The sequence below is a fragment of the Bacillus sp. LJBV19 genome, from assembly GCF_017797845.1.
In the GTDB taxonomy this organism is placed as follows: Bacteria; Bacillota; Bacilli; order Bacillales; family Bacillaceae; genus Bacillus; species Bacillus velezensis.
The window spans coordinates 1,004,574-1,023,478 of the sequence record NZ_CP072563.1 but is presented as its reverse complement, the minus strand read 5'-3'; the positions used below and the strand labels follow the sequence as shown (position 1 = coordinate 1,023,478).

The 18,905-nt window shown below is 46.6% G+C and carries 23 protein-coding genes; 11 read left to right on the top strand and 12 right to left on the bottom strand.

Annotated elements, in window-relative coordinates; translation table 11 throughout:
• Nucleotides 1–24 precede the first annotated feature (24 nt).
• From hemH to J6600_RS05175, 3 genes are all read right to left on the bottom strand, one after another.
• The gene (gene hemH / locus J6600_RS05185; protein WP_209388067.1) at nucleotides 25–960 is read right to left on the bottom strand and encodes a ferrochelatase; all 936 of its coding nucleotides are present in this window, start codon (nucleotides 958–960) and stop codon (nucleotides 25–27) included.
• A 75-nt stretch (nucleotides 961–1,035) separates the two neighbouring features.
• Nucleotides 1,036–2,097 carry a uroporphyrinogen decarboxylase gene (gene hemE, locus J6600_RS05180; RefSeq protein ID WP_209388066.1) on the bottom strand — a complete coding sequence of 354 codons (1,062 nt, stop codon included), beginning with the start codon at nucleotides 2,095–2,097 and terminating at the stop codon, nucleotides 1,036–1,038.
• Nucleotides 2,098–2,220: 123 nt separating this feature from the next.
• Entirely contained in the window at nucleotides 2,221–4,362 is a 2,142-nt protein-coding gene (locus J6600_RS05175) for a transglycosylase domain-containing protein (RefSeq protein ID WP_021494934.1), read from the bottom strand.
• 122 nt (nucleotides 4,363–4,484) lie between these two features.
• Here J6600_RS05175 and hmoB point away from each other — a divergent pair, with 122 nt between their 5' ends.
• From hmoB to J6600_RS05160, 3 genes are all read left to right on the top strand, one after another.
• Nucleotides 4,485–4,985 carry a heme-degrading oxygenase HmoB gene (gene hmoB / locus J6600_RS05170; RefSeq protein WP_017417382.1) on the top strand — a complete coding sequence of 167 codons (501 nt, stop codon included), beginning with the start codon at nucleotides 4,485–4,487 and terminating at the stop codon, nucleotides 4,983–4,985.
• A gap of 118 nt (nucleotides 4,986–5,103) precedes the next feature.
• Complete coding sequence (locus J6600_RS05165) at nucleotides 5,104–6,489, top strand: hypothetical protein (RefSeq protein ID WP_182072509.1); 1,386 nt, start codon at nucleotides 5,104–5,106, stop codon at nucleotides 6,487–6,489.
• Nucleotides 6,490–6,558: 69 nt separating this feature from the next.
• Nucleotides 6,559–7,746 carry a M20 family metallopeptidase gene (locus tag J6600_RS05160; protein WP_209388065.1) on the top strand — a complete coding sequence of 396 codons (1,188 nt, stop codon included), beginning with the start codon at nucleotides 6,559–6,561 and terminating at the stop codon, nucleotides 7,744–7,746.
• A 30-nt stretch (nucleotides 7,747–7,776) separates the two neighbouring features.
• On the opposite strand, the gene J6600_RS05155 is transcribed toward J6600_RS05160, so the two are convergent.
• The 3 genes from J6600_RS05155 to ecsA are packed head-to-tail and all read right to left on the bottom strand — an operon-like array spanning nucleotide 7,777 to nucleotide 10,486.
• Nucleotides 7,777–8,481 (bottom strand): EcsC family protein, encoded by a 705-nt coding sequence (locus J6600_RS05155; RefSeq protein WP_209388064.1) that lies wholly within the window; start codon nucleotides 8,479–8,481, stop codon nucleotides 7,777–7,779.
• 42 nt (nucleotides 8,482–8,523) lie between these two features.
• The gene (locus tag J6600_RS05150; RefSeq protein WP_209388063.1) at nucleotides 8,524–9,750 is read right to left on the bottom strand and encodes an ABC transporter permease; all 1,227 of its coding nucleotides are present in this window, start codon (nucleotides 9,748–9,750) and stop codon (nucleotides 8,524–8,526) included.
• The gene (gene ecsA, locus J6600_RS05145; protein ID WP_003155231.1) at nucleotides 9,743–10,486 is read right to left on the bottom strand and encodes an ABC transporter ATP-binding protein EcsA; all 744 of its coding nucleotides are present in this window, start codon (nucleotides 10,484–10,486) and stop codon (nucleotides 9,743–9,745) included. Before ecsA ends, J6600_RS05150 begins: the two co-directional genes overlap by 8 nt.
• Nucleotides 10,487–10,976: 490 nt before the next feature.
• Between ecsA and J6600_RS05140 the strand changes: the two genes are divergently transcribed.
• The 3 genes from J6600_RS05140 (at nucleotide 10,977) to J6600_RS05130 (ending at nucleotide 13,269) form a co-directional block, all read left to right on the top strand.
• A complete protein-coding gene (locus J6600_RS05140) occupies nucleotides 10,977–11,414 on the top strand; it encodes an HIT family protein (protein WP_021494930.1) in 438 nt (145 codons plus the stop codon).
• 136 nt (nucleotides 11,415–11,550) lie between these two features.
• Nucleotides 11,551–12,630, top strand: coding sequence for a 3-phosphoserine/phosphohydroxythreonine transaminase (gene serC, locus J6600_RS05135; RefSeq protein WP_088056541.1), 1,080 nt, complete (start codon nucleotides 11,551–11,553; stop codon nucleotides 12,628–12,630).
• 120 nt (nucleotides 12,631–12,750) lie between these two features.
• Nucleotides 12,751–13,269, top strand: coding sequence for a tryptophan transporter (locus J6600_RS05130; protein ID WP_003155234.1), 519 nt, complete (start codon nucleotides 12,751–12,753; stop codon nucleotides 13,267–13,269).
• 57 nt (nucleotides 13,270–13,326) lie between these two features.
• On the opposite strand, the gene yhzF is transcribed toward J6600_RS05130, so the two are convergent.
• Complete coding sequence (yhzF, locus tag J6600_RS05125; protein WP_007409223.1) at nucleotides 13,327–13,518, bottom strand: membrane protein YhzF; 192 nt, start codon at nucleotides 13,516–13,518, stop codon at nucleotides 13,327–13,329.
• A 117-nt stretch (nucleotides 13,519–13,635) separates the two neighbouring features.
• Here yhzF and J6600_RS05120 point away from each other — a divergent pair, with 117 nt between their 5' ends.
• Both J6600_RS05120 and J6600_RS05115 read left to right on the top strand, forming a co-directional pair.
• Nucleotides 13,636–13,992, top strand: a complete 357-nt coding sequence (locus J6600_RS05120) for a YtxH domain-containing protein (protein ID WP_014417330.1) — start codon at nucleotides 13,636–13,638, stop codon at nucleotides 13,990–13,992.
• A gap of 179 nt (nucleotides 13,993–14,171) precedes the next feature.
• Entirely contained in the window at nucleotides 14,172–14,783 is a 612-nt protein-coding gene (locus J6600_RS05115) for an HTH-type transcriptional regulator Hpr (RefSeq protein WP_014417329.1), read from the top strand.
• Here the strand turns inward: J6600_RS05115 and J6600_RS05110 are convergent.
• The gene (locus J6600_RS05110) at nucleotides 14,780–15,121 is read right to left on the bottom strand and encodes a YhaI family protein (protein ID WP_003155243.1); all 342 of its coding nucleotides are present in this window, start codon (nucleotides 15,119–15,121) and stop codon (nucleotides 14,780–14,782) included. The genes J6600_RS05115 and J6600_RS05110 overlap by 4 nt on opposite strands.
• A gap of 210 nt (nucleotides 15,122–15,331) precedes the next feature.
• Here J6600_RS05110 and J6600_RS05105 point away from each other — a divergent pair, with 210 nt between their 5' ends.
• Complete coding sequence (locus J6600_RS05105) at nucleotides 15,332–15,862, top strand: DUF3267 domain-containing protein (protein ID WP_007409225.1); 531 nt, start codon at nucleotides 15,332–15,334, stop codon at nucleotides 15,860–15,862.
• 60 nt (nucleotides 15,863–15,922) lie between these two features.
• The gene (locus J6600_RS05100) at nucleotides 15,923–16,141 is read left to right on the top strand and encodes a hypothetical protein (protein WP_003155245.1); all 219 of its coding nucleotides are present in this window, start codon (nucleotides 15,923–15,925) and stop codon (nucleotides 16,139–16,141) included.
• A 57-nt stretch (nucleotides 16,142–16,198) separates the two neighbouring features.
• On the opposite strand, the gene yhzE2 is transcribed toward J6600_RS05100, so the two are convergent.
• Complete coding sequence (gene yhzE2, locus J6600_RS05095) at nucleotides 16,199–16,285, bottom strand: sporulation protein YhzE2 (protein ID WP_003155248.1); 87 nt, start codon at nucleotides 16,283–16,285, stop codon at nucleotides 16,199–16,201.
• A gap of 124 nt (nucleotides 16,286–16,409) precedes the next feature.
• Nucleotides 16,410–16,496: a sporulation protein YhzE1 gene (gene yhzE1 / locus J6600_RS05090; RefSeq protein WP_017417375.1), complete on the bottom strand. Its 87-nt coding sequence runs from the start codon at nucleotides 16,494–16,496 to the stop codon at nucleotides 16,410–16,412.
• A gap of 158 nt (nucleotides 16,497–16,654) precedes the next feature.
• Between yhzE1 and J6600_RS05085 the strand changes: the two genes are divergently transcribed.
• On the top strand, nucleotides 16,655–17,506 hold the full coding sequence (locus tag J6600_RS05085; RefSeq protein WP_061862029.1) for a peptidylprolyl isomerase: 852 nt from the start codon (nucleotides 16,655–16,657) through the stop codon (nucleotides 17,504–17,506).
• A 39-nt stretch (nucleotides 17,507–17,545) separates the two neighbouring features.
• Here J6600_RS05085 and J6600_RS05080 read toward each other — a convergent pair whose 3' ends face one another.
• Nucleotides 17,546–17,773, bottom strand: coding sequence for a sporulation YhaL family protein (locus J6600_RS05080; RefSeq protein ID WP_012117207.1), 228 nt, complete (start codon nucleotides 17,771–17,773; stop codon nucleotides 17,546–17,548).
• Between the two features lie 114 nt (nucleotides 17,774–17,887).
• Nucleotides 17,888–18,832 carry a 3'-5' exoribonuclease YhaM gene (gene yhaM, locus J6600_RS05075; protein WP_003155251.1) on the bottom strand — a complete coding sequence of 315 codons (945 nt, stop codon included), beginning with the start codon at nucleotides 18,830–18,832 and terminating at the stop codon, nucleotides 17,888–17,890.
• Between the last annotated feature and the right edge of the window lie 73 nt (nucleotides 18,833–18,905).

The window sequence follows — 18,905 nt, the reverse complement described above, 5'->3', positions numbered from 1 at the left end:
TATCGCCTTCTTTACCGTTTAATTCTACTTGTCCAGCTCTTTCAGCACGACCGCTGCAAGCGCGTCGATAAATTCAGGCTGTGCGTTCGGCATGGCCGGACGATAGTAGCTTGTGCCGACTTCTTCAGTCACAGCTTTGCATTCATAATCATTATCGTAAAGCACCTCTAAATGATCGGCAACGAAGCCTGCGGGCACGTATACAAATGCTTTATAAGGATGCTTTTGATACAGCTCGCGCGTGAGATCCTGCACATCCGGCCCGAGCCACGGATCAGGGGTATTCCCTTCGCTTTGCCAGCCGACTGCGTATTCGGTAATTCCGGCGCCTTCGGCAATCAGTTTTGCGGATTCCTCCAGCTGGTCAGGATACGGATCGCCGTATTCTTTAATTTTTTCAGGAAGGCTGTGCGCTGAGACGATCAGCATCGCGTCATCCCGTTCTTCTTTCGGCATTGATTCATACGTTTTCTTCACCTGGCCGACCCAATAATCAACGAATTTCGGTTCATCATACCAGCTTTCAACGGACTTGATGGTCAAGCCGCCGAGCTTCTCCGCTTCTTCTTTCGCGCGTTTGTTGTATGACTGGACGCTGAATGTTGAAAAATGAGGGGCGAGCACAAGGCTGACAGCTTCTGTAATGCCGTCTTTATGCATGTCCGCCACCGCGTCTTCAATAAACGGTTCAATATGTTTTAATCCGATGTACACTTTGAATGTTACATCATCCTGGATTTCATTTAAACGCTGTGCGAGCTTCTCCGCCTGCTCCTGCGTAATTTTTGCCAGCGGCGAAATGCCTCCGATCGCTTCATATCTGTCTTTTAAATCTTGAAGCATATGAGGCTCCGGCTTTCTTCCGCGTCTGATATGCGTATAATAACGTTCTATGTCCTCTTCTTTGTAAGGCGTTCCGTAAGCCATGACAAGAAGCCCCATTTTCTTTTTGCTGCTCATTTTGTTAAACACCTCTTTTGATGGTCTGTCTACCTTGATTTTGACAGGAAAATCTACTTATAACCAACGATCTGCTCAGGAAGATTGTTCCGTTTTTTTGGCCGCGGAATATTCATGTACAAACGCCGTCAGCTTTTTCAGCGTTGCCGGAGTGACATCAGGGAATACGCCGTGCCCTAAATTGAAAATAAACCCGTCCGTTTTCATGCCTTGATCAAGTATCGCTTTCGCTTTTTTCTCGATGACTTCCCAAGGCGCAAGAAGAAGCGACGGATCAAGATTGCCCTGAACCGTTTTTGTAATGCCTTGTTTTCTGGCGTCATCTATGCCGAGTCTCCAATCAAGACCGACGACATCAAGAGGAAGGTCATGCCAATCCCCGGCCAGATGGCTTGCGCCTACGCCGAACATGATCAGCGGAACTTGTTCTGCAGAAAGCTCCCGGAAAATTCTGTCCATCACCGGTTTTATAAACTGCCGGTAATCTTCGCGGTTCAGCGCGCCGACCCATGAATCAAAAATCTGAATGGCTTTTGCGCCGGCGTTAATCTGCGCTTTCGCATAAACGATAATCATGTCCGCGAGCTTGTCCATCAGCATTTGCCACGCTTGCGGCATACTGTGCATAAACGCTTTTGTTTTGTTGTAATTTTTAGAAGGCCCGCCTTCAATCATATAACTGGCCAGCGTAAAAGGCGCTCCCGAAAAACCGATGAGCGGAACATTCAGCTGTTCGTTTACGAGTAATCGGATCGTTTCCAGCACGTAAGGAACATCCTGTTCGGGATTCAGTTCGCCGAGCTTTTCAATATCCGCAGCAGAGCGCACCGGCTGATCGATCACCGGGCCGATTCCGTTTTTAATTTCTACATCCACTCCGATATAAGGAAGCGGCGTCATAATGTCTTTATATAAAATGGCAGCGTCCACTCCGTACTGCTCGACCGGGAGCCTCGTCACATACGCGCACAGCTCGGGCTGATGCGTAATTTCGACTAAGCCGTACTTTTCCTTCAGCTTGCGGTATTCCGGCTGCGACCTCCCCGCCTGTCTCATGTACCAGACAGGGACGTGATTTGACTTTTCTCCCCGTGCCGCTTTTAAAAACGTATCATTAAACGCTTCTCGTTTACTCATCTGAATTTCCACCTTTCCTCCTGCAACCATACGTTCGTGTTCTTCGCCCATTACACTATACCTTGTTTTTTCAAAAGCGTATAGAATTGAGGCTTAATGTTCAAAAAATCGCCGAATTCATGATTAAGAAGAAAAAAGTTTCGGCTGAACGTATTCCGTTCCCTCTCCTTCTTGATCCGTCTGTGAATTATATGGAACGACTTTGTATGAAGCCCCTGAAAACAGATTGGCGTACGGTATGTCAAAGCTGCCTTTTCCTTTCACCGAATCCAGAAGCTTGTCTTTTCCGTCTTTCTTCTCATATATTCGGTAAACAACCCGATCATCCTTTTGAATATCCCATTTTAATTGAACCGTAATCAGTCCCATCGCCTTAAATGTATAACGGGCCGACAGGGACTTTACCGCCTCCAGCTCAATCGGGCTGCCCAGTTCCTTCACATTTTCAGGCTTTTTGAATGTCCGGCCGTTTTCCCCCGCTTTTGTAACGATATCTTTAAAGAGTCTGACCGGGTATTGGCTTCCGCCTTTCAGGTAATGGGTTTTATCCGTTTTGTCATAGCCCATCCAGACGGCTCCCGTCAGTCCGGGAGTGTATCCCGCAAACCAGGCGTCCTTTGTCGCGCCGGGGACGCCGGTAAATGTGGTCGTGCCGGTTTTCCCCGCCAGGTCACCTTGATAGCTGCCTTGTGAAGCGGTTCCTTCTTTTACGACCTGCTGAAGCATTCTCGTCATATTCCATGCCGTCTGTCCGCTGAAGACGCGCGTTTTGCCGTTTTTAGGCCCGGACAACGTTTCTCCGTCTTCGTCCGTGATTTTCTCTATAAAAAATGGCTTCGTATACATTCCGCTTGCCGCAAAGGTATGATAAGCTCCGGCAAGCTGAAGCGGGGTGACGCCTTCAGACAGACCGCCCAGCGCAATCGCGAGTCCGTTGTCAGAAATGTTCATACCGTTTTTCTCAAGATACGATTTTCCCGTATCTACGCCGATCTGCTTCAATGTCCAGACAGCGGGCGCATTTATGCTGTAAGTGATCGCATCCTGCATCGTCACTTCCCCCTTGTACTGTCCGTCATAATTTTTCGGTTCATACCCGTCGTAGGACGTGAGTTTGTCTTGGAGAAGCGAATACGGTTTGAACTTGTCTTCCTGCATGGCGGGCCCGTATACGGCAATCGGCTTAAACGTTGAGCCCGGCTGCCGCTTCGCCGTAACCCTGTTGTATCCTTTTGTCACGTAGTCGCGTCCGCCGACCGCCGCGCGCACGCCTCCGGTTTTATTATCAATAAAGACGGCGCTTCCCTCTGCCGCTTGATCCGTCCCCGGAAAATAGCCGCTTTCCTTCATGAGGGTGTATGCCGTTTTCTGCAGCTTGGAATCAAGTGACGTCCGGATCGTATAGCCGCCTTGAAGCAGCTGTTCACCCGACATCGAATAACGGGATTCCGCCTCCTTGATGACAAGATCGATATAACTGTCAAACCAAGGCGTTTCTGATGTTTTCTTGACATTAAGCCCCAATGTCCGGCCCTGGGCTCTGACGGCTTCCTTGGCGCTGATATAGCCTTGGTCGTTCATCATTGCAAGAATCGTATCGCGGCGTTCTTTATTTTTATCCGGATGCTGAATCGGCGAATAAAGAGATGGCGCCTTCGGAATCGCTGCCAGAACGGCTCCTTCCGCAACGGTTAAATCTTTTACTTCTTTATTAAAGTAGTAGTGGGACGCGGCTTGAATGCCGTAAACGCCATGGCCGAAATAAAGCTGGTTCAGGTACATTTCAAGCAGCTTGTCCTTGCTGTAATCACGCTCAAGATTGATGGCGATAATGACTTCCTTCGTCTTGCGCAAAAATGTTTTATCATGAGTCAGAAAAATGTTTTTCGCCAGCTGCTGGGTGATCGTGCTTCCGCCTTCCACCTTGCCGCCTGCTAAAACATCCCGGAACACCGCCCGGCCGACAGACTTCACATCAATGCCGTGATGTTCGTAAAACCGTTTATCTTCAACGGCGATAAAGGCATCTCTCACATCTTCCGGAACCTGCTGAATGGATACCGGCTCGCGATTTTCCGTATAGAGGCTCGCGATTTCATCACCGTTTTGATCGACGATTTTTGAAGATGCGTGCAGTATTAATTTCTTTTCATCGATGACATAATGGCCGAGAAATATAATGATAATGTATCCGATTAACGCGAGAAAAGCGGTTGCCGCCGCAATTACAGCCGGAATAAAGAATCTTTTTTTCTTTTTCAGCATAAGTCACCTCGCCTTTCTTAACTTGTAGTATGGGAAATATTGTTTCGAATTATGTCAGAATGAGTCGCCAATAGAAACTTATACCACTCTTTTGATATACTAGCAAGCAGGAGGTGGCTGATATGAAGGTTTATATTACATACGGGACAGCCGATTTTTTAAAGACGATTGCAAAGAAACACCCGAGTGAGAATATGGTGCTGATGCAAGGTGAGGATAATGCGGTTTTAATTCATGAAACAAATGGAGAAACCGTTTTTCAGGCGCCCCATTCCTATGAAAGCATCGACAGCGTCGGGGAAATCAAAAATCCGGGCTACGCCGTCCTCAACAACATCGCCGTTACCCAGGAAGGCCGTCCGTTGTTTGAAAACCGGTTTAAAAACCGCGCCGGCAAAGTGGAAAATGAACCCGGTTTTCAAGCCATCCGCGTATTAAGACCGCTCGAAGGCGATACGTATGTCATTTTGACCCTGTGGGAAGAGGAAAAAGCCTTTCAGGATTGGCAGCAGTCAAACTCTTATCAGGAAGCTCATAAAAAACGCGGAACATCTGCCGGCATCGACACGACGTCTATTTTTTCCCGTCCGTCTTATGTAACCGCTTATTACGCAATAGACTAAAAAACCGCCGGAGATTCTCCGGCTTTTTTAATGTCCCGATTTTACGCTTCGTTCTTTGCACCTTCCGCCCGCCTATGAATAACCTGTAGCAATCCTATTTATAAACGGAGTGGTTCAATTGGGGATCGGCGTCTACTCGGTACATCTGCTTTATGTTGCTTTTATCGCGGCCATTATCGTTTTTATGCTTCTCAGAAAAGATACAACCTTTATTTCACTTGCCGGCATTTTTGTGATTGCGCTATGGACGACGCATTCATTCTCCGCTTCGGTCAGCAGCCTGTTTCACAGCTTCACGTATGCCGCCGGAGAATTGCTGCCGACGATTTTTATCATTTGTTTTATCGTGGCGATGAGCGGCCTCTTGACCGAAACCGGTATTAATGAAGCGATGATTTCTCCGTTTGCAAAGCTGATGAAAGGGCCGGCTGTCGCGTATTGGGTTATCGGCTGTCTGATGTTTGCCATCTCTCTTTTTTTCTGGCCGTCACCCGGGGTGGCGCTGATCGGCGCTGTGCTGCTTCCCGCAGCGATCCGGGCGGGCCTTTCTCCGATCGCCGCGGCTATGGCGATGAACCTGTTCGGCCACGGATTCGCTTTATCTGGGGATTACGTCATTCAGGCGGCCCCGAAATTAACGGCCGATGCCGCGGGCATTCCCGTGAGCGATGTCATGCAGGCAAGTATTCCGCTCGTTTTGATCATGGGGTTAACGACGACAATCACCGCTTTCTTCCTCATCATGCGGGAACGAAAAAAAACGAAGGCCCCCCTCTCCTTGGACAGCTCCGGTTCTTTGGACACAAGTATGTATCTTCCAAAAAAACTCAGGGTGATCCTGGCGGTTTTCATTCCGCTTGTTTTTCTCGCCGATATTATCTGCATGATCGTATACCGTCTGCAGGGAAACGAGGCGACGGCACTCGTCGGAGGAACCGCGATCGGCATTCTCCTGATCATTCATTTCATTGTATATAAAGAGCGGCATTTAGAAAAGATCACCGAGTATTTTATCGGCGGTTTTCAATTCGGCTTTAAAGTATTCGGCCCCGTCATTCCGATCGCGGCCTTCTTTTATCTCGGTGACGCGGGGTTTAAAAGTATTTTGAACACCCCGCTGCCGAAAGGATCTGCGGGGATCGTCAATGACCTCGGATTGGCCCTGTCCCATTCTTTTCCGATGTCCGGAGAATTCGCCGGCATCGCCCTGGCCGCAGTCGGTGCGATTACCGGGCTCGACGGGTCAGGGTTTTCCGGTATATCTCTCGCAGGCTCGATGGCAAAGCTGTTTTCTGCCGCGCTTCATACGGACCCGGCCGTTTTAACGGCGCTGGGCCAGATTTCAGCGATCTGGGTCGGGGGCGGAACATTGGTCCCTTGGGCACTGATCCCCGCTGCGGCTATTTGTAAAGTTGATCCGTTTGAGCTTGCCAGGAAAAACTTTATCCCGGTTGCGGCCGGGCTAGTCGTCACAACGATCGCCGCCATCATCATTCTCCCGTAGCAAAAGGATTGAAATCTTCTGACATTTTCTATACAATCATGGGAAAAGCAGACGAGGGGGGCATCGCTTTTGACGTTAACGACACTTCAAAAAAGCTTAAACGCTCAGCTTGACGGGCTGTATGAGGAAATGGTTGAAATCAGGCGTCACCTTCACATGAATCCCGAGCCATCCTTTAAGGAGAAAAAAACACCGGCGTTCATCGCCTCATTTTATGAAAAGCTCGGCGTCCCCATCCGGACGAATGTCGGGGGCAACGGTGTCACAGCCTATATTGAAGGCGGTGAACCGGGACCGGCCGTGGCACTCAGAGCTGATTTTGACGCTTTGCCGATACAGGATGAAAAAGATGTGCCCTATGCTTCACAAATTCCCGGCGTCATGCACGCCTGCGGGCACGACGGCCATACGGCGGCTCTGCTTGCGGTCGGAAAAGTGCTGTACCGCAACCGGGAAAAACTGAAAGGGTCATTTGTGATGATCCACCAGCACGCTGAGGAATTATCTCCCGGCGGAGCACAAGCAATGATTGAGGATGGCTGCCTCGAACATGTCGATGCCATTTTCGGCACTCACCTTTGGGCGACTGAACCCGTCGGAACGGTCTTATGCCGCCCGGGCCCAGTGATGGCCGCCGCTGACGGCTTTACGATTAAAGTCATCGGCAAAGGCGGCCACGGCGCGATTCCTCACGATACGAAGGACGCCGTTTTAATCGGCTCACAAATCGTCACGGCTCTTCAGCATATCGTCAGCCGGCGGGTAAATCCGGTGCAGCCGGCCGTCATCTCAGCCGGCTCGTTCACCGCTGAAAATCCGTTTAATGCGATTGCCGATCAGGCAGTCATATCAGGCACCGTCCGCTCGTTTGACGAAAGTGTGCGCAGCCTGCTCGAAGCAGAAATAGAAGCCGTCGTAAAAGGAATCTGTTCCATGCACTCCGCTTCCTATGAATATCGTTTCAAGCGCGGTTATCCCGCCGTCGTTAATCATCCTGAGGAAGCGGCGCACGCGGCGGCAGCCGCAGCGGAAACAGACGGCGTCACGAAGGTCGTTGAAGGAGAGCCGCAGATGGCCGGAGAGGATTTTTCCTATTATCTGCAGCATACAAAAGGCGCTTTTTTCTTTACGGGCGCCGCTTTAGAAAATGCGGAAACCATTTATCCTCATCACCACCCGAAATTTGATTTTAATGAAAAAGCGATGCTGACGGCCGCCAAGGTGCTTATCGGCGCCGCGGTAAGCTACCCCCGCTGACATAAAAAACATAAAAAAACAGCCGGTACATTACGTACCGGCTGCTGTGATTCTTAAATGAAAAACGTGCCTTGCCGTCTCACCGAGCTGTGACAGCAGTTTATAATTGGCCGCTCCGCCCACGGCGGCTCCGACCACCGGCAAAAGCTGAAGCAATTTCACCACGTCCAGATAATCGCGGTATTCCTGCTGAAAAACTCTCCAATCGACATCATGCTTTTTCGAATCCCATTGTTCAATCATTGAGTATATGCGTTTCCGCTGTTCACCGCTTGAGAAAGCCAGCTGAAAAATAAACAGCAAAAACAATCGTTCATCCCTGTCTTTCACATCATAGCCGTAAATGGAGGCAAGATCGAACAGACATTTCATTTTAATGGATAGCAGCAAAGGAAAATCAGCCATCCCTAAAAAAATTCCGCCGGCCCCCGTACCGATACCTTCGGCTGCCGCGACCTTTTGGTACGATGCGATGGTTTGTCTGGCGAGGGCATCTTTTTCAGCAAGCGTCATACCGTTTGTATCCCGCTTGCTTTTCACCAGATTTGAACCAGCCATTGTTGCTTCGGTCATTTTTTTAATGCTTTCTGTGATGACGGCATGAATTTTATCGGGAATCCGCTCATTTATTTTCGCCTGCATTCCTTTAGAAAAGCGTTCAAGCATGGAATCTTTGCGCAAAAAACGCGCTTTCCATTGCAGTGCTTCCTGTATCAGCTGCTGATCGTCGGTCATCTGTGTCTCCTTCTTTCATTGAGGTTTCAAAAACCCGATTGATTACAGCTTGCCGTACTTTTTCAATCTTCCGCCCATATACGAAGGCATGATCACAAAAATCAGAACGGCTGAAGCAACAGCCGCATACAGCGCCCCGCTGACTCCCGCGGCATAAGCTGACGCTGCACAGAACAGCAGCGCCTGCACGGTTAACGCCGATTTCATCAGCGAAAAGAAACTTTGCAGCTTCGCTTTCTGGTTGACCGGGTAAAGCTCCTGTAACGACAGATGATGAAAATGCCCGAACAGCGGCAGAAGCTGTATCCCCGTAATAAAGACGGTAAATACGGTTAACGCCGCCGTTATCCACGGATTGGCGGAAACGAGCATAATAATCAGGATAAAAATAATCGTGAGCCTGACCTGAATGCCGAGATAATCATTTGAACGCAGAAAGGCCCGCGCATACATATAGGAGAACGTTTTCCGCTGTTCAAACGGAATCATTCTGAGCAAAAAGTCGAGATACGCCCGGCGTTTTGCCTGTTTCTTCAGGTGAGGCACATCGGTAAACAGATTGGCGATTCTGTAAAACCGCTGCTTCCTTCTTAATTCATATTCAATATGGGCTTCCCATTTTAATGATTTATGTTTTGCGGCCGATGTGAAATACACATAAAGGCCGGCCATCACAACATAGACGGCGGCAGCGTACACATAAAACGACTGTAAGACGAAGTATAAAAGCAGCATATTGCAGATAAAGCGTATAACCGCATCGATCATTTTCATGCTTCTGTCATTCATAAACGTCATCCGCCACTCCATGGCCTGATTCCACGCTTTTACCGCCAGCATCTGAATAAATACGGCGGCATACGACGCAAGCGACGCCCCCGGACTTACAGCGAAAAACAGAGGCATGCATACAAGCGACAGGGCAATAAGCGGAAACAGCTGTGACAGATAGCTGTACTTAAATGAATGCTTAAAGTATGTCCCCATTTTCGGTTCAAGCGGCAGCAGAAACACGAGGTCCGCTTCCTTTAACAGCGTCCGGACGTATGAACCGGTCAGCACAAATGAAAAGAGCACCGCCATCACCCAAAATGACGGAAAATGAACGGGAATGTCTTTGACCCACTTGCTGTACCAGCTTGCCGCGCCGGCAATAAAAAAGATCAGCACAATGACGAGATGATCATTGAGCATATATTTCATATACATTCTGGTTTCCTTTATATGCTCTTCAAGCCGGGACTGCCAAATAGTAGACATATTATTCATGGCCGGCGTCTTCCTTCGTCAGTTCGATATACAAGTCATCAAGAGCTGCGTCTTTCATGCCGAACTGCTCTCTCAGTTCTTCCAGTGTGCCGCTTGCCCGCACTTCGCCGTTATGTAAAATAATGAAAGCGTCACAGTAGCGCTCTGCCGTAGCCAGGATATGCGTTGACATCAGCACGCTTGATCCGGCTTTTTTCGCGGCGTCCATCCGCTCCAGCAATGCATTGATCGCAAGCGGGTCAAGGCCGAGAAACGGCTCGTCAATGATATAAAGCGAAGGCTCCGCGAGAAACGCGCACATGATCATGACCTTCTGCTTCATCCCTTTGGAAAAGTGAGCGGGAAACCATTTCAGCCTTTTTTCCATTCTGAATTCTTTCAGAAGCGGAGGAAGCCTTTTTTCAAGCGTTTCTTTGGAAAGGCCGTACGCCATGGCCGTCAGCTCCAGATGCTCTTTGAGCGTCAGTTCTTCATACAGCACCGGCGTTTCGGGGATGTACGTAAATTGCGAGCGGTAGCTTTCCTTATCCTCCGAAAACGTCTTGCCGTTCAGCTCGATCGAGCCTTTATGCGGGTCCATTAATCCGATAATATGCCGGATCGTCGTGCTTTTGCCCGCGCCGTTTAATCCGATGAGTCCGACAATCTGGTTCGGCTCAAGGGTGAATGAAACATTTTTTAAGACCGGGTTTCTCGTATAACCGCCGGTTAAGTCTTTTACCGATAGCAGAGACATAATTTCTCCCCTTCTGATTCGTTTTTCTTCATAGTACCAAAAATAAAGTCTGATTTGAAACGATTCCCTTTTTTTCTCACGTGAAAATCGTGCATAGTTATCGTTTTGGCGGACATCATAATGTATGTAGAAGGAAACAGCTTTAATCAACTGAAAATGAGGTGTTTATAAAAGACGTCTTAGAACAGTTGGATGAAAATCAACATGTCCTGTGCTTACAATTTCTTCACACACTGCTTTGATGATGTTCTTCATTCATGATGAAATAATCAAATGAGGTGTTTGTCCCAGGAATGATTAAGCAGACCCATAAGTCTTCATTTTAAAAACAAATGAGGTGCTTACAAAAGGCATATTCAATTTTCTGTGATAAAGCTCGTACTTCTGCATCAGGGTGAACGCGCAGCCGTTCATCCTGTTTTTTGTTTTGGCCGTTTTTGTGGTACGATGAGAATATACATATATTTCTTTTCAGGGAGGAAACCCATCTATGCACAAAGCGGACGATTGTATTTTCTGCAAAATCATTGCCGGTGACATTCCGTCTTCAAAAGTATACGAAAATGAACACGTCGCGGCGTTTCTTGATATCAGCCAGGTCACAAAAGGCCATACGCTCGTGATTCCGAAAACACATATCGAAAACGTGTACGAGTTTACGCCTGAGCTTTCTAAAGAATATTTTGAAGCGGTGCCGAAAATCGCACGCGCCATCCGCGATGAATTCGAGCCGATCGGGCTGAATATTCTCAATAACAACGGTGAAAAAGCGGGCCAATCGGTGTTCCATTTTCACATGCATATCATTCCGCGTTACGGAAAAGGCGACGGTTTCGGGGCTGTCTGGAAGCCCCACGCCGAAGACTATACGCCTGACGATCTTCAGGAGATCGCTTCAACCGTCAGAAAACGGCTTGCCTCATCTTAAAGATGAGGTTTTTTTGCGTCCGGAAACACAAAATACATAAAATTATATTTTTTCATATCAAAAAAATCAAAAAATTGTGATAGGATAATTGTATTATTTCTTACACTAAAGCGGAAAACAGGGAGAGATCGTAAACATGGAACGTACAACGAATTTCAATGCAGGACCCGCAGCCCTTCCACTGGATGTGCTGCAAAAAGCACAAAAAGAATTTGTCAACTTCAATGATACCGGCATGTCCGTCATGGAGCTGTCCCACCGGAGCACGGAATATGACGCGGTGCACCAAAAAGCCAAAAGCCTTCTGAAAGAACTGATGGATATTCCCGACGATTATGATATTTTATTTCTTCAAGGCGGCGCAAGCCTTCAATTCTCCATGCTGCCGATGAACTTTTTAACGCCGGAAAAAACGGCGCACTTCATCGTAACGGGCGCATGGTCTGAAAAAGCACTCGCCGAGGCGAAACTGTTCGGAAACACATCCGTCACGGCAACAAGCGCAGATTCAAACCACAACCGCATACCGGAAGCGGACCTCTCAGGAATCAAAGACGGCGCCTATCTGCATATTACGTCAAACAACACGATTTTCGGAACGCAGTGGAAAGAGTTCCCGAATTCACCGATCCCGCTCGTAGCCGACATGTCAAGCGACATCCTGAGCAGAAAAATTGATGTCAAAACGTTTGATGTCATCTATGGCGGAGCCCAGAAAAACCTCGGGCCGTCCGGCGTCACGGTCGTCATCATGAAAAAATCATGGCTTGAAAACGAAAACGCCAACGTCCCTAAAATTTTGAAATACTCCACTCACACAAAAGCCGATTCACTGTATAATACGCCGCCTACATTTGCGATTTATATGCTGAGCCTCGTCCTTGAATGGCTGGCTGAAAACGGCGGTGTCGAAGCGGCTGAACGGCGCAATCAGGAAAAGGCCGACGTCCTGTACGGCACAATCGACGCAAGCGGCGGGTTTTACGCGGGGCATGCCGCAAAAGACAGCCGTTCTCACATGAACGTCACGTTCACCCTCCGCGACAGCAGTCTCACGAAAAAATTCGTTGAAGAAGCGAAAGCGGCTAAAATGATCGGACTCGGAGGCCACCGCTCAGTCGGAGGCTGCAGGGCGTCTATCTACAACGCCGTCAGCCTGGCTGATTGTGAAAAACTGGCTCAGTTTATGAGAAAGTTCCAGCAGGAAAACGAATAAATTTCTTCTAACATAACGGTTCCTTTGATATACTGTTTGCATATCAATTTTTCCGGCCATCGCAATAAATGACGAGCATATTATTGGATGGCGAAAAAGCTTAGCAGAGGAGAGCTTAGTATGAAAACAAAAGAATTAGTCATTATGGCCCTGTTTGCGGCAATCGGAGCGGTGCTTCATTCCATTATGCCGCCGGTATTATTCGGAATGAAACCCGATATGATGCTTGTGATGATGTTTATGGGTATTCTGTTATTCCCCCGTGTGCAGAACGTACTGATGATCGGGATTGTAACGGGAATCATTTCCGCACTCACGACATCTTTTCCGGGCGGACAGCTTCCGAATATCATTGAAAAACCGGTAACGGCGTTTCTGTTTCTCGCGCTGGCGCTTTTGGTGAAAAAGAGCGTGAAAACAGCGGCCGCCGCCGTCATTACGATAGCCGGCACCTTCATCTCCGGTTTGCTCTTTTTGGCGCTGGCCCTTCTGATTGTCGGCCTGCCGGGCGGATTCACCGCATTGGTGCTCGCGGTCGTCCTTCCGGCGGCTGCGCTGAACGCGATCGCCATTATCATTATGCATCCGATTGTGCAAACGATCTTAAAACGGTCCAATATGATTGAAACGGTGAAATAACCGCATACCGAAACCTCTTCCGGCCGGAAGAGGTTTTTTAATGTGTTTCAGCATGTTTTATACGAGAAGTTTTGTGAAAAAGATAAGGAACAATGCGAGGGCGGTTCCTGCTGAGCAGACAATGGCCTTTTGGCGGACGACCCGCTTCGGCGGATAAGAAGCGGCCTGGCCGAGCAGTTTCAGGTAATAAACGGCGCCCGCCGCAAAGACAAGAGCCATACAAGATAAAACAATCATAAAGACAGACAACCTTCTCCCTCCTTTTCCCTTAAAAAATATGCTAAAATAAAGCAAGCTATGTATAGAAGTTTATTCTTCTGAACAAAAATGATAAAAGTTATGAGAAAAAAAACGGGGTGATTTCAAATGGCTGACGGACGTTCCCTTTTAACAGGCCTTTTCGTAGGCGGATTGATCGGAGGCGCAGCGGTGTTACTCTCGGCTCCTTCATCCGGAAAAGAGCTGCGGGGCAAAATCAAAGAGAATTGCAATTCAATTGAGGACACAATCAAACGGTTAAAAAAAGACGGAATGGCGCTTAAGGACCAGCTTGTCCAAACGGCGAAAGAAAGCGCAGAAGTCATTAAAGACGTAGGCGGAGAGCTTCAGACCAGCATTAAAAGGTGGCAGGAGGAAATCAAGCCGCACCAGCAGGATCTCCAAAAGGAAATCGCTGATATCGAAGAGAAAATCAGACAGCTGGAGAAAACCTTACAAAACTAATATCCTATACAACCAAAAAAAGTGCGGACCTATTGCGTTCCGCACTTTTTTTTTCGGTTTAAAGCCTTTCCCAGCAAAGGATTAAGAATTTATTATAAAATTCTTAAATTTTCATCTTTATTAATCTTTATTTTATTGGCATAATAGAGGAAAAGAAAATGTGAAGCAGGTGATCTGTATTGAATCGTGTTGAACCGCCTTACGATCTAAAAGAAGCTTTAATCTATACCCAAAAAATGGCGCAGCTGTCCAAAGCGCTCTGGAAATCTATCGAGAAAGACTGGCAGAATTGGCTGAAGCCGTACGACCTTAATATTAATGAGCATCATATATTATGGATTGCCTATCAGCTTAAAGGAGCTTCTATTTCAGAAATCGCCAAATTCGGCGTTATGCACGTATCAACTGCATTTAACTTTTCAAAAAAGCTTGAAGAACGGGGATATCTGAAATTTTCCAAGCGGCTGAATGATAAACGGAACACGTACATTCAGTTAACTGAAGAAGGGGAAAATGTATTCGAAAGCCTGCTTGAGGAGTTTGATCCGTCGAGGAACGCGGTGTTTAAAGGCTCACAGCCGATCTACCACTTATTCGGGAAGTTTCCTGAGGTTGAAGAATTAACCTGTGTCATCCGCCACATTTACGGCGAAGATTTTATGGAGATATTCGAGAAATCATTGACAAACATAAACAATGATTTTGAAAGTGAAGACGGAAGGCTGAAGAAAAAAACGGACGAATCGGCTGTCCATGAAACGGCTGAAGAGCTGGAACCGATCAACAGTTAATCAAAGTGCTTCATAATCTCAATAAACTCTTCCATCAGCGCTGTATAAAGCCCCTGCTCATACAGAGCAAAAATCGTTTCATGAACATCTAATTTTTCGTTCAGCTGTCCCGCAAAAAGCGCAAGGAGCTTGTCAAACGTCACAAAGCCTTGCGCTTTTTGCGACTCCAGCTCGTCCTCCAATTCGCGGCAGATCCGCCCGACCTCTTCTCCTTCTTCTTCGGTCAGCCCTTTTTCAATCATCATCGCATAAAAAGGGTACTTATCCATATCCACCGTTTTCACCAGCAATTGTATGTAATATTCTAAACGCCCGATACGCTGATCCATTGAATCCATCCGTTTCACTTCTTTCTATCTTTAATCTTATTTTAGCTGATAATGAATGGAGAAGAAAGGTTAAACCGTACATTTCCATGTTTCACCGAGCTCTTCTGTTCTTCTCTTTCCAGGTTTATTTTTTTCTTTAAAAAAGGATTGATTTTTTCTCCTGAAGAGAGTAAATTATTTTGAGATTGTATTCCATCTTTGTACGGAAGGATGACTCTGATGAATTGCTGGAAAACCATTAATCTGATCAAAGATTATGGTGCGGTTCGTTTATTATTGACTGCTGTAGGTTTTATGATCCTGTTTTTTATATGCAACTTCTTGGCATTCGGGCTGCTGCGTCCGAATATCAGTTTAAGTGACGGGCACGTGTTTGCTTTTTGTGTTCTGCTCGTTGTTACTTTATTTGTACATAAAGTCATACATGTCCTGCCGATGATCTGTAAAAAAAGAAAAAAGGAAATGAAAATGTACTTCTTGCGGATGCCGACATGGAAAGGCATACCGAAAACGACGATGCTGATTTCTACGATCAGCCCGTTTTTATTCATTACGCCGTTATTGTTTTATGCCGGACTGGCATTTCCGAGACACGCTCATTACTTTTATATGATTTCGAGCATTCATGCGGGGTATTGCCTGCCTGATCTTCTGTTTGCGCTCCATCTGGTCAAAGCGCCCAAATCATGTCTGATTGACCAGGAATCCGACGGTTTTGATATTTTAGTAAAAAAAGTGCCGGAGTCTTGATGTCCCGCTGATTTTTCAGGTTACATTCTATCTTTTTTAATAAATATTTGGTAATGTAATATGGGAGCAGTTCAGAGAGAGGGGGAATCTCCCATCATTTTATTCTATTTTATCGTGGCTGCCCTGTTTATTCTTTATTTCATAAACAGGCTCACAAATACATTATGCCTTGTCAGAGAGATTCCTGAAGACCGGCAGGATAAGGTATTCCGTTTTATTAATGTATCTATTTTAATTTTACTGATCTCTTCATTCGTCGAGATCTCCTTTACTGTGTAAACAGGCAAAAAAATATGGCTGACGGAGGTCTGACCCCCCGACAGCCATATTTTTTTCTTAATAAAGCCAAGAAGCGCCGATGATGATCAATAAGATGAACAGAACAACCAATAATGCAAAACCGCCTGCAAATACTTCACCCATCTCCAAAAGCACCTCCTACAAAACGTTTTATTTTTCCAATTACATCATATGCAATGTACTTCTGAAACGATTAGGCGCCCGGGTAAGAAAACGGACCGCTTTTAGAAAAAGCGATCCGTTTCGCTTAACAAATGTAAGCTGCACCTACGATGATAAGCAATATGAACAGTACTACGAGCAGTGCGAAACCGTTTGAATATCCTCCGCCCATGGTTCATTACCTCCTTTTCATGATCAATATATTTGTATGTATCAGGAAAAAGTTTGACTAGACGAATGCCCTTTATTTAAAATCTTTTTACAGAAAGCCACAATATGTTATGATACGCATATGCAATTTAATTTGGATGATTAGGAGTGTTTAAAGGAATGAAGAAAATCGCGATAGCAGCTATTACGGCAACGAGCGTCCTGGCTCTCAGCGCTTGCAGCAGCGGTGACAACGACGTGATCGCCAAGACGGATGCCGGAAATGTAACAAAAGGCGAGCTCTACACGAACATGAAAAAAACTGCGGGTGCAAGTGTGCTGACACAGCTCGTACAAGAAAAAGTATTAGCAAAAAAATACAAAGTAACGGATAAAGAAATCGATAACAAGCTGAAAGAGTACAAAACGCAGCTCGGCGATCAGTACAGCGCCCTTAAACAGCAGTACGGCGAAGATTACCTGAAAGATCAGGTGAAGTACGAACTGCTTGCACAAAAAGCGGCGAAAGACAACATCAAAGTGACTGACTCCGAAACGAAAGAATATTACGACGGCTTAAAAGGTAAAATCCGTGCGAGCCACATCCTTGTCGCTGACAAAAAGACAGCTGAAGAAGTGGAGAAAAAGCTGAAAAAAGGCGAGAAGTTTGAAACGCTTGCGAAAGAATATTCAACTGACAGCTCAAAAGACAGCGGCGGCGACCTTGGCTGGTTCGATAAAAAATCAATGGATGCAACATTCAGCAAAGCTGCATTCGGCCTGAAAGTCGGACAAGTCAGCGATCCGGTCAAAACAAAATTCGGTTATCATATCATCAAAAAGACGAAAGAACGCGGCAAATATGATGACATGAAAAAAGAACTGAAAGAAGAAGTTCTTAACCAGAAATTAAACGACAGCTCAGCTGTACAGGCGGCAATTCAAAAAGTCATGAAAAAAACTGACGTAAAAGTTGAAGACAAAGACTTAAAAGACACGTTTAACACTTCAACATCTTCTGAATCTAAATAAAAAAAACTGTGCGGGCTCTCGGCGAGCCGCACAGTTTTTTTATGCGATGGAATGATTGGAGTTTTCTTCCGCATCCCCGTTTTCACTTGCGGGCGCAGCCATACGGCGCTCGCGTTCTTGTTCCATCCGTTCAATATACACCCTTCCTTCTTTTTCAATAAACGACTGGTCAAGCTTTTCCTCTTCTTTAGCTGTTGTGAAAAGCTTATAAGCGCTGAAAATAATTCCGATAATGCAAAGGTATACCCACCAAGGAAAAAATAGCACGTCGGTTTCCTCCCTTTTTCACCCAGAGTCTTTATTCTAAGCTATGCTTGATAAAGACAAGTTATGAGAGCTGAACGTAAAAAAGACCGATCATAAAGAATCGGCCTTTTTATCTTATTGATGGAAAGTCGGTTTATAGAAAGAACGGTTTTCAAGCGCAAATACACGCTCTGTGTATTCGCCCGGCTTCACCCGTTCCAGCGCTCTGTCCATCATGATCATTTTTGCATCCAGATTATCAATGTAGTGCAGAATTTCCGCTTCTTTCACCATCGGCGGTTTCGGGCTTCCCCATTCCGCTTTTCCGTGATGGCTTAAAATCAAATGTTTCAGAATCAGCACTTCTTCAGCGTCAATCTGAAGCTCTTCGGCTGCTTTTGAAAGCTCTGTCACCATGATCGAAATGTGTCCGAGCAGATTCCCTTCCACGGTGTACGTTGTGGAGACGGGGCCTGAAAGCTCTTTTACTTTGCCGAGATCATGCAGAATGACTCCGGCATACAGTAAATCCCGGTCAAGAGACGGATACAGATCGGCAATCGCTTTTGCCAGGTTCAGCATGGACACTACATGATACGCGAGCCCGGAGACGAACTCATGGTGGTTTTTAGCCGCCGCCGGGTAATCCATAAACTCAGCCGCATATTTTTTGACCAGATGTCTTGTGATCCGCTGGATATTTGGATTTTTCATTTCAAAAATGTATTGAGTGACGGTTTCCATCATTTCATTTTTCGGAATCGGCGCCGTTTCCAGAAAATCATCAATGCTGACATTTTCGTTCTCGCCGGCCGGCCGGATGTTTCTCAGCTTAAGCTGGTTTCGTCCGCGATAGTGATGGACATCTCCGATCACCTTCACGATCGTCTGCGCCGCGTACGTTACTTCATCAGTCGGCTTGGCATCCCACAGCTTCGCTTCGATATCTCCCGATTGGTCCTGCAGCATTAACGTCAGGAATGGTTTTCCATTGCTTGCGATTCCTTTAGTCGAAGATTTAATCAGAAAGTATTGATCGACCTGCTCGCCGACCTCGTGCAGCATAATACCTTTTGCCATTCTATTAAAAGCTCCCTCCATATCTTACATAATACCAGTATAGCACATACCTCTTTTTTGAAAATAAACTCTT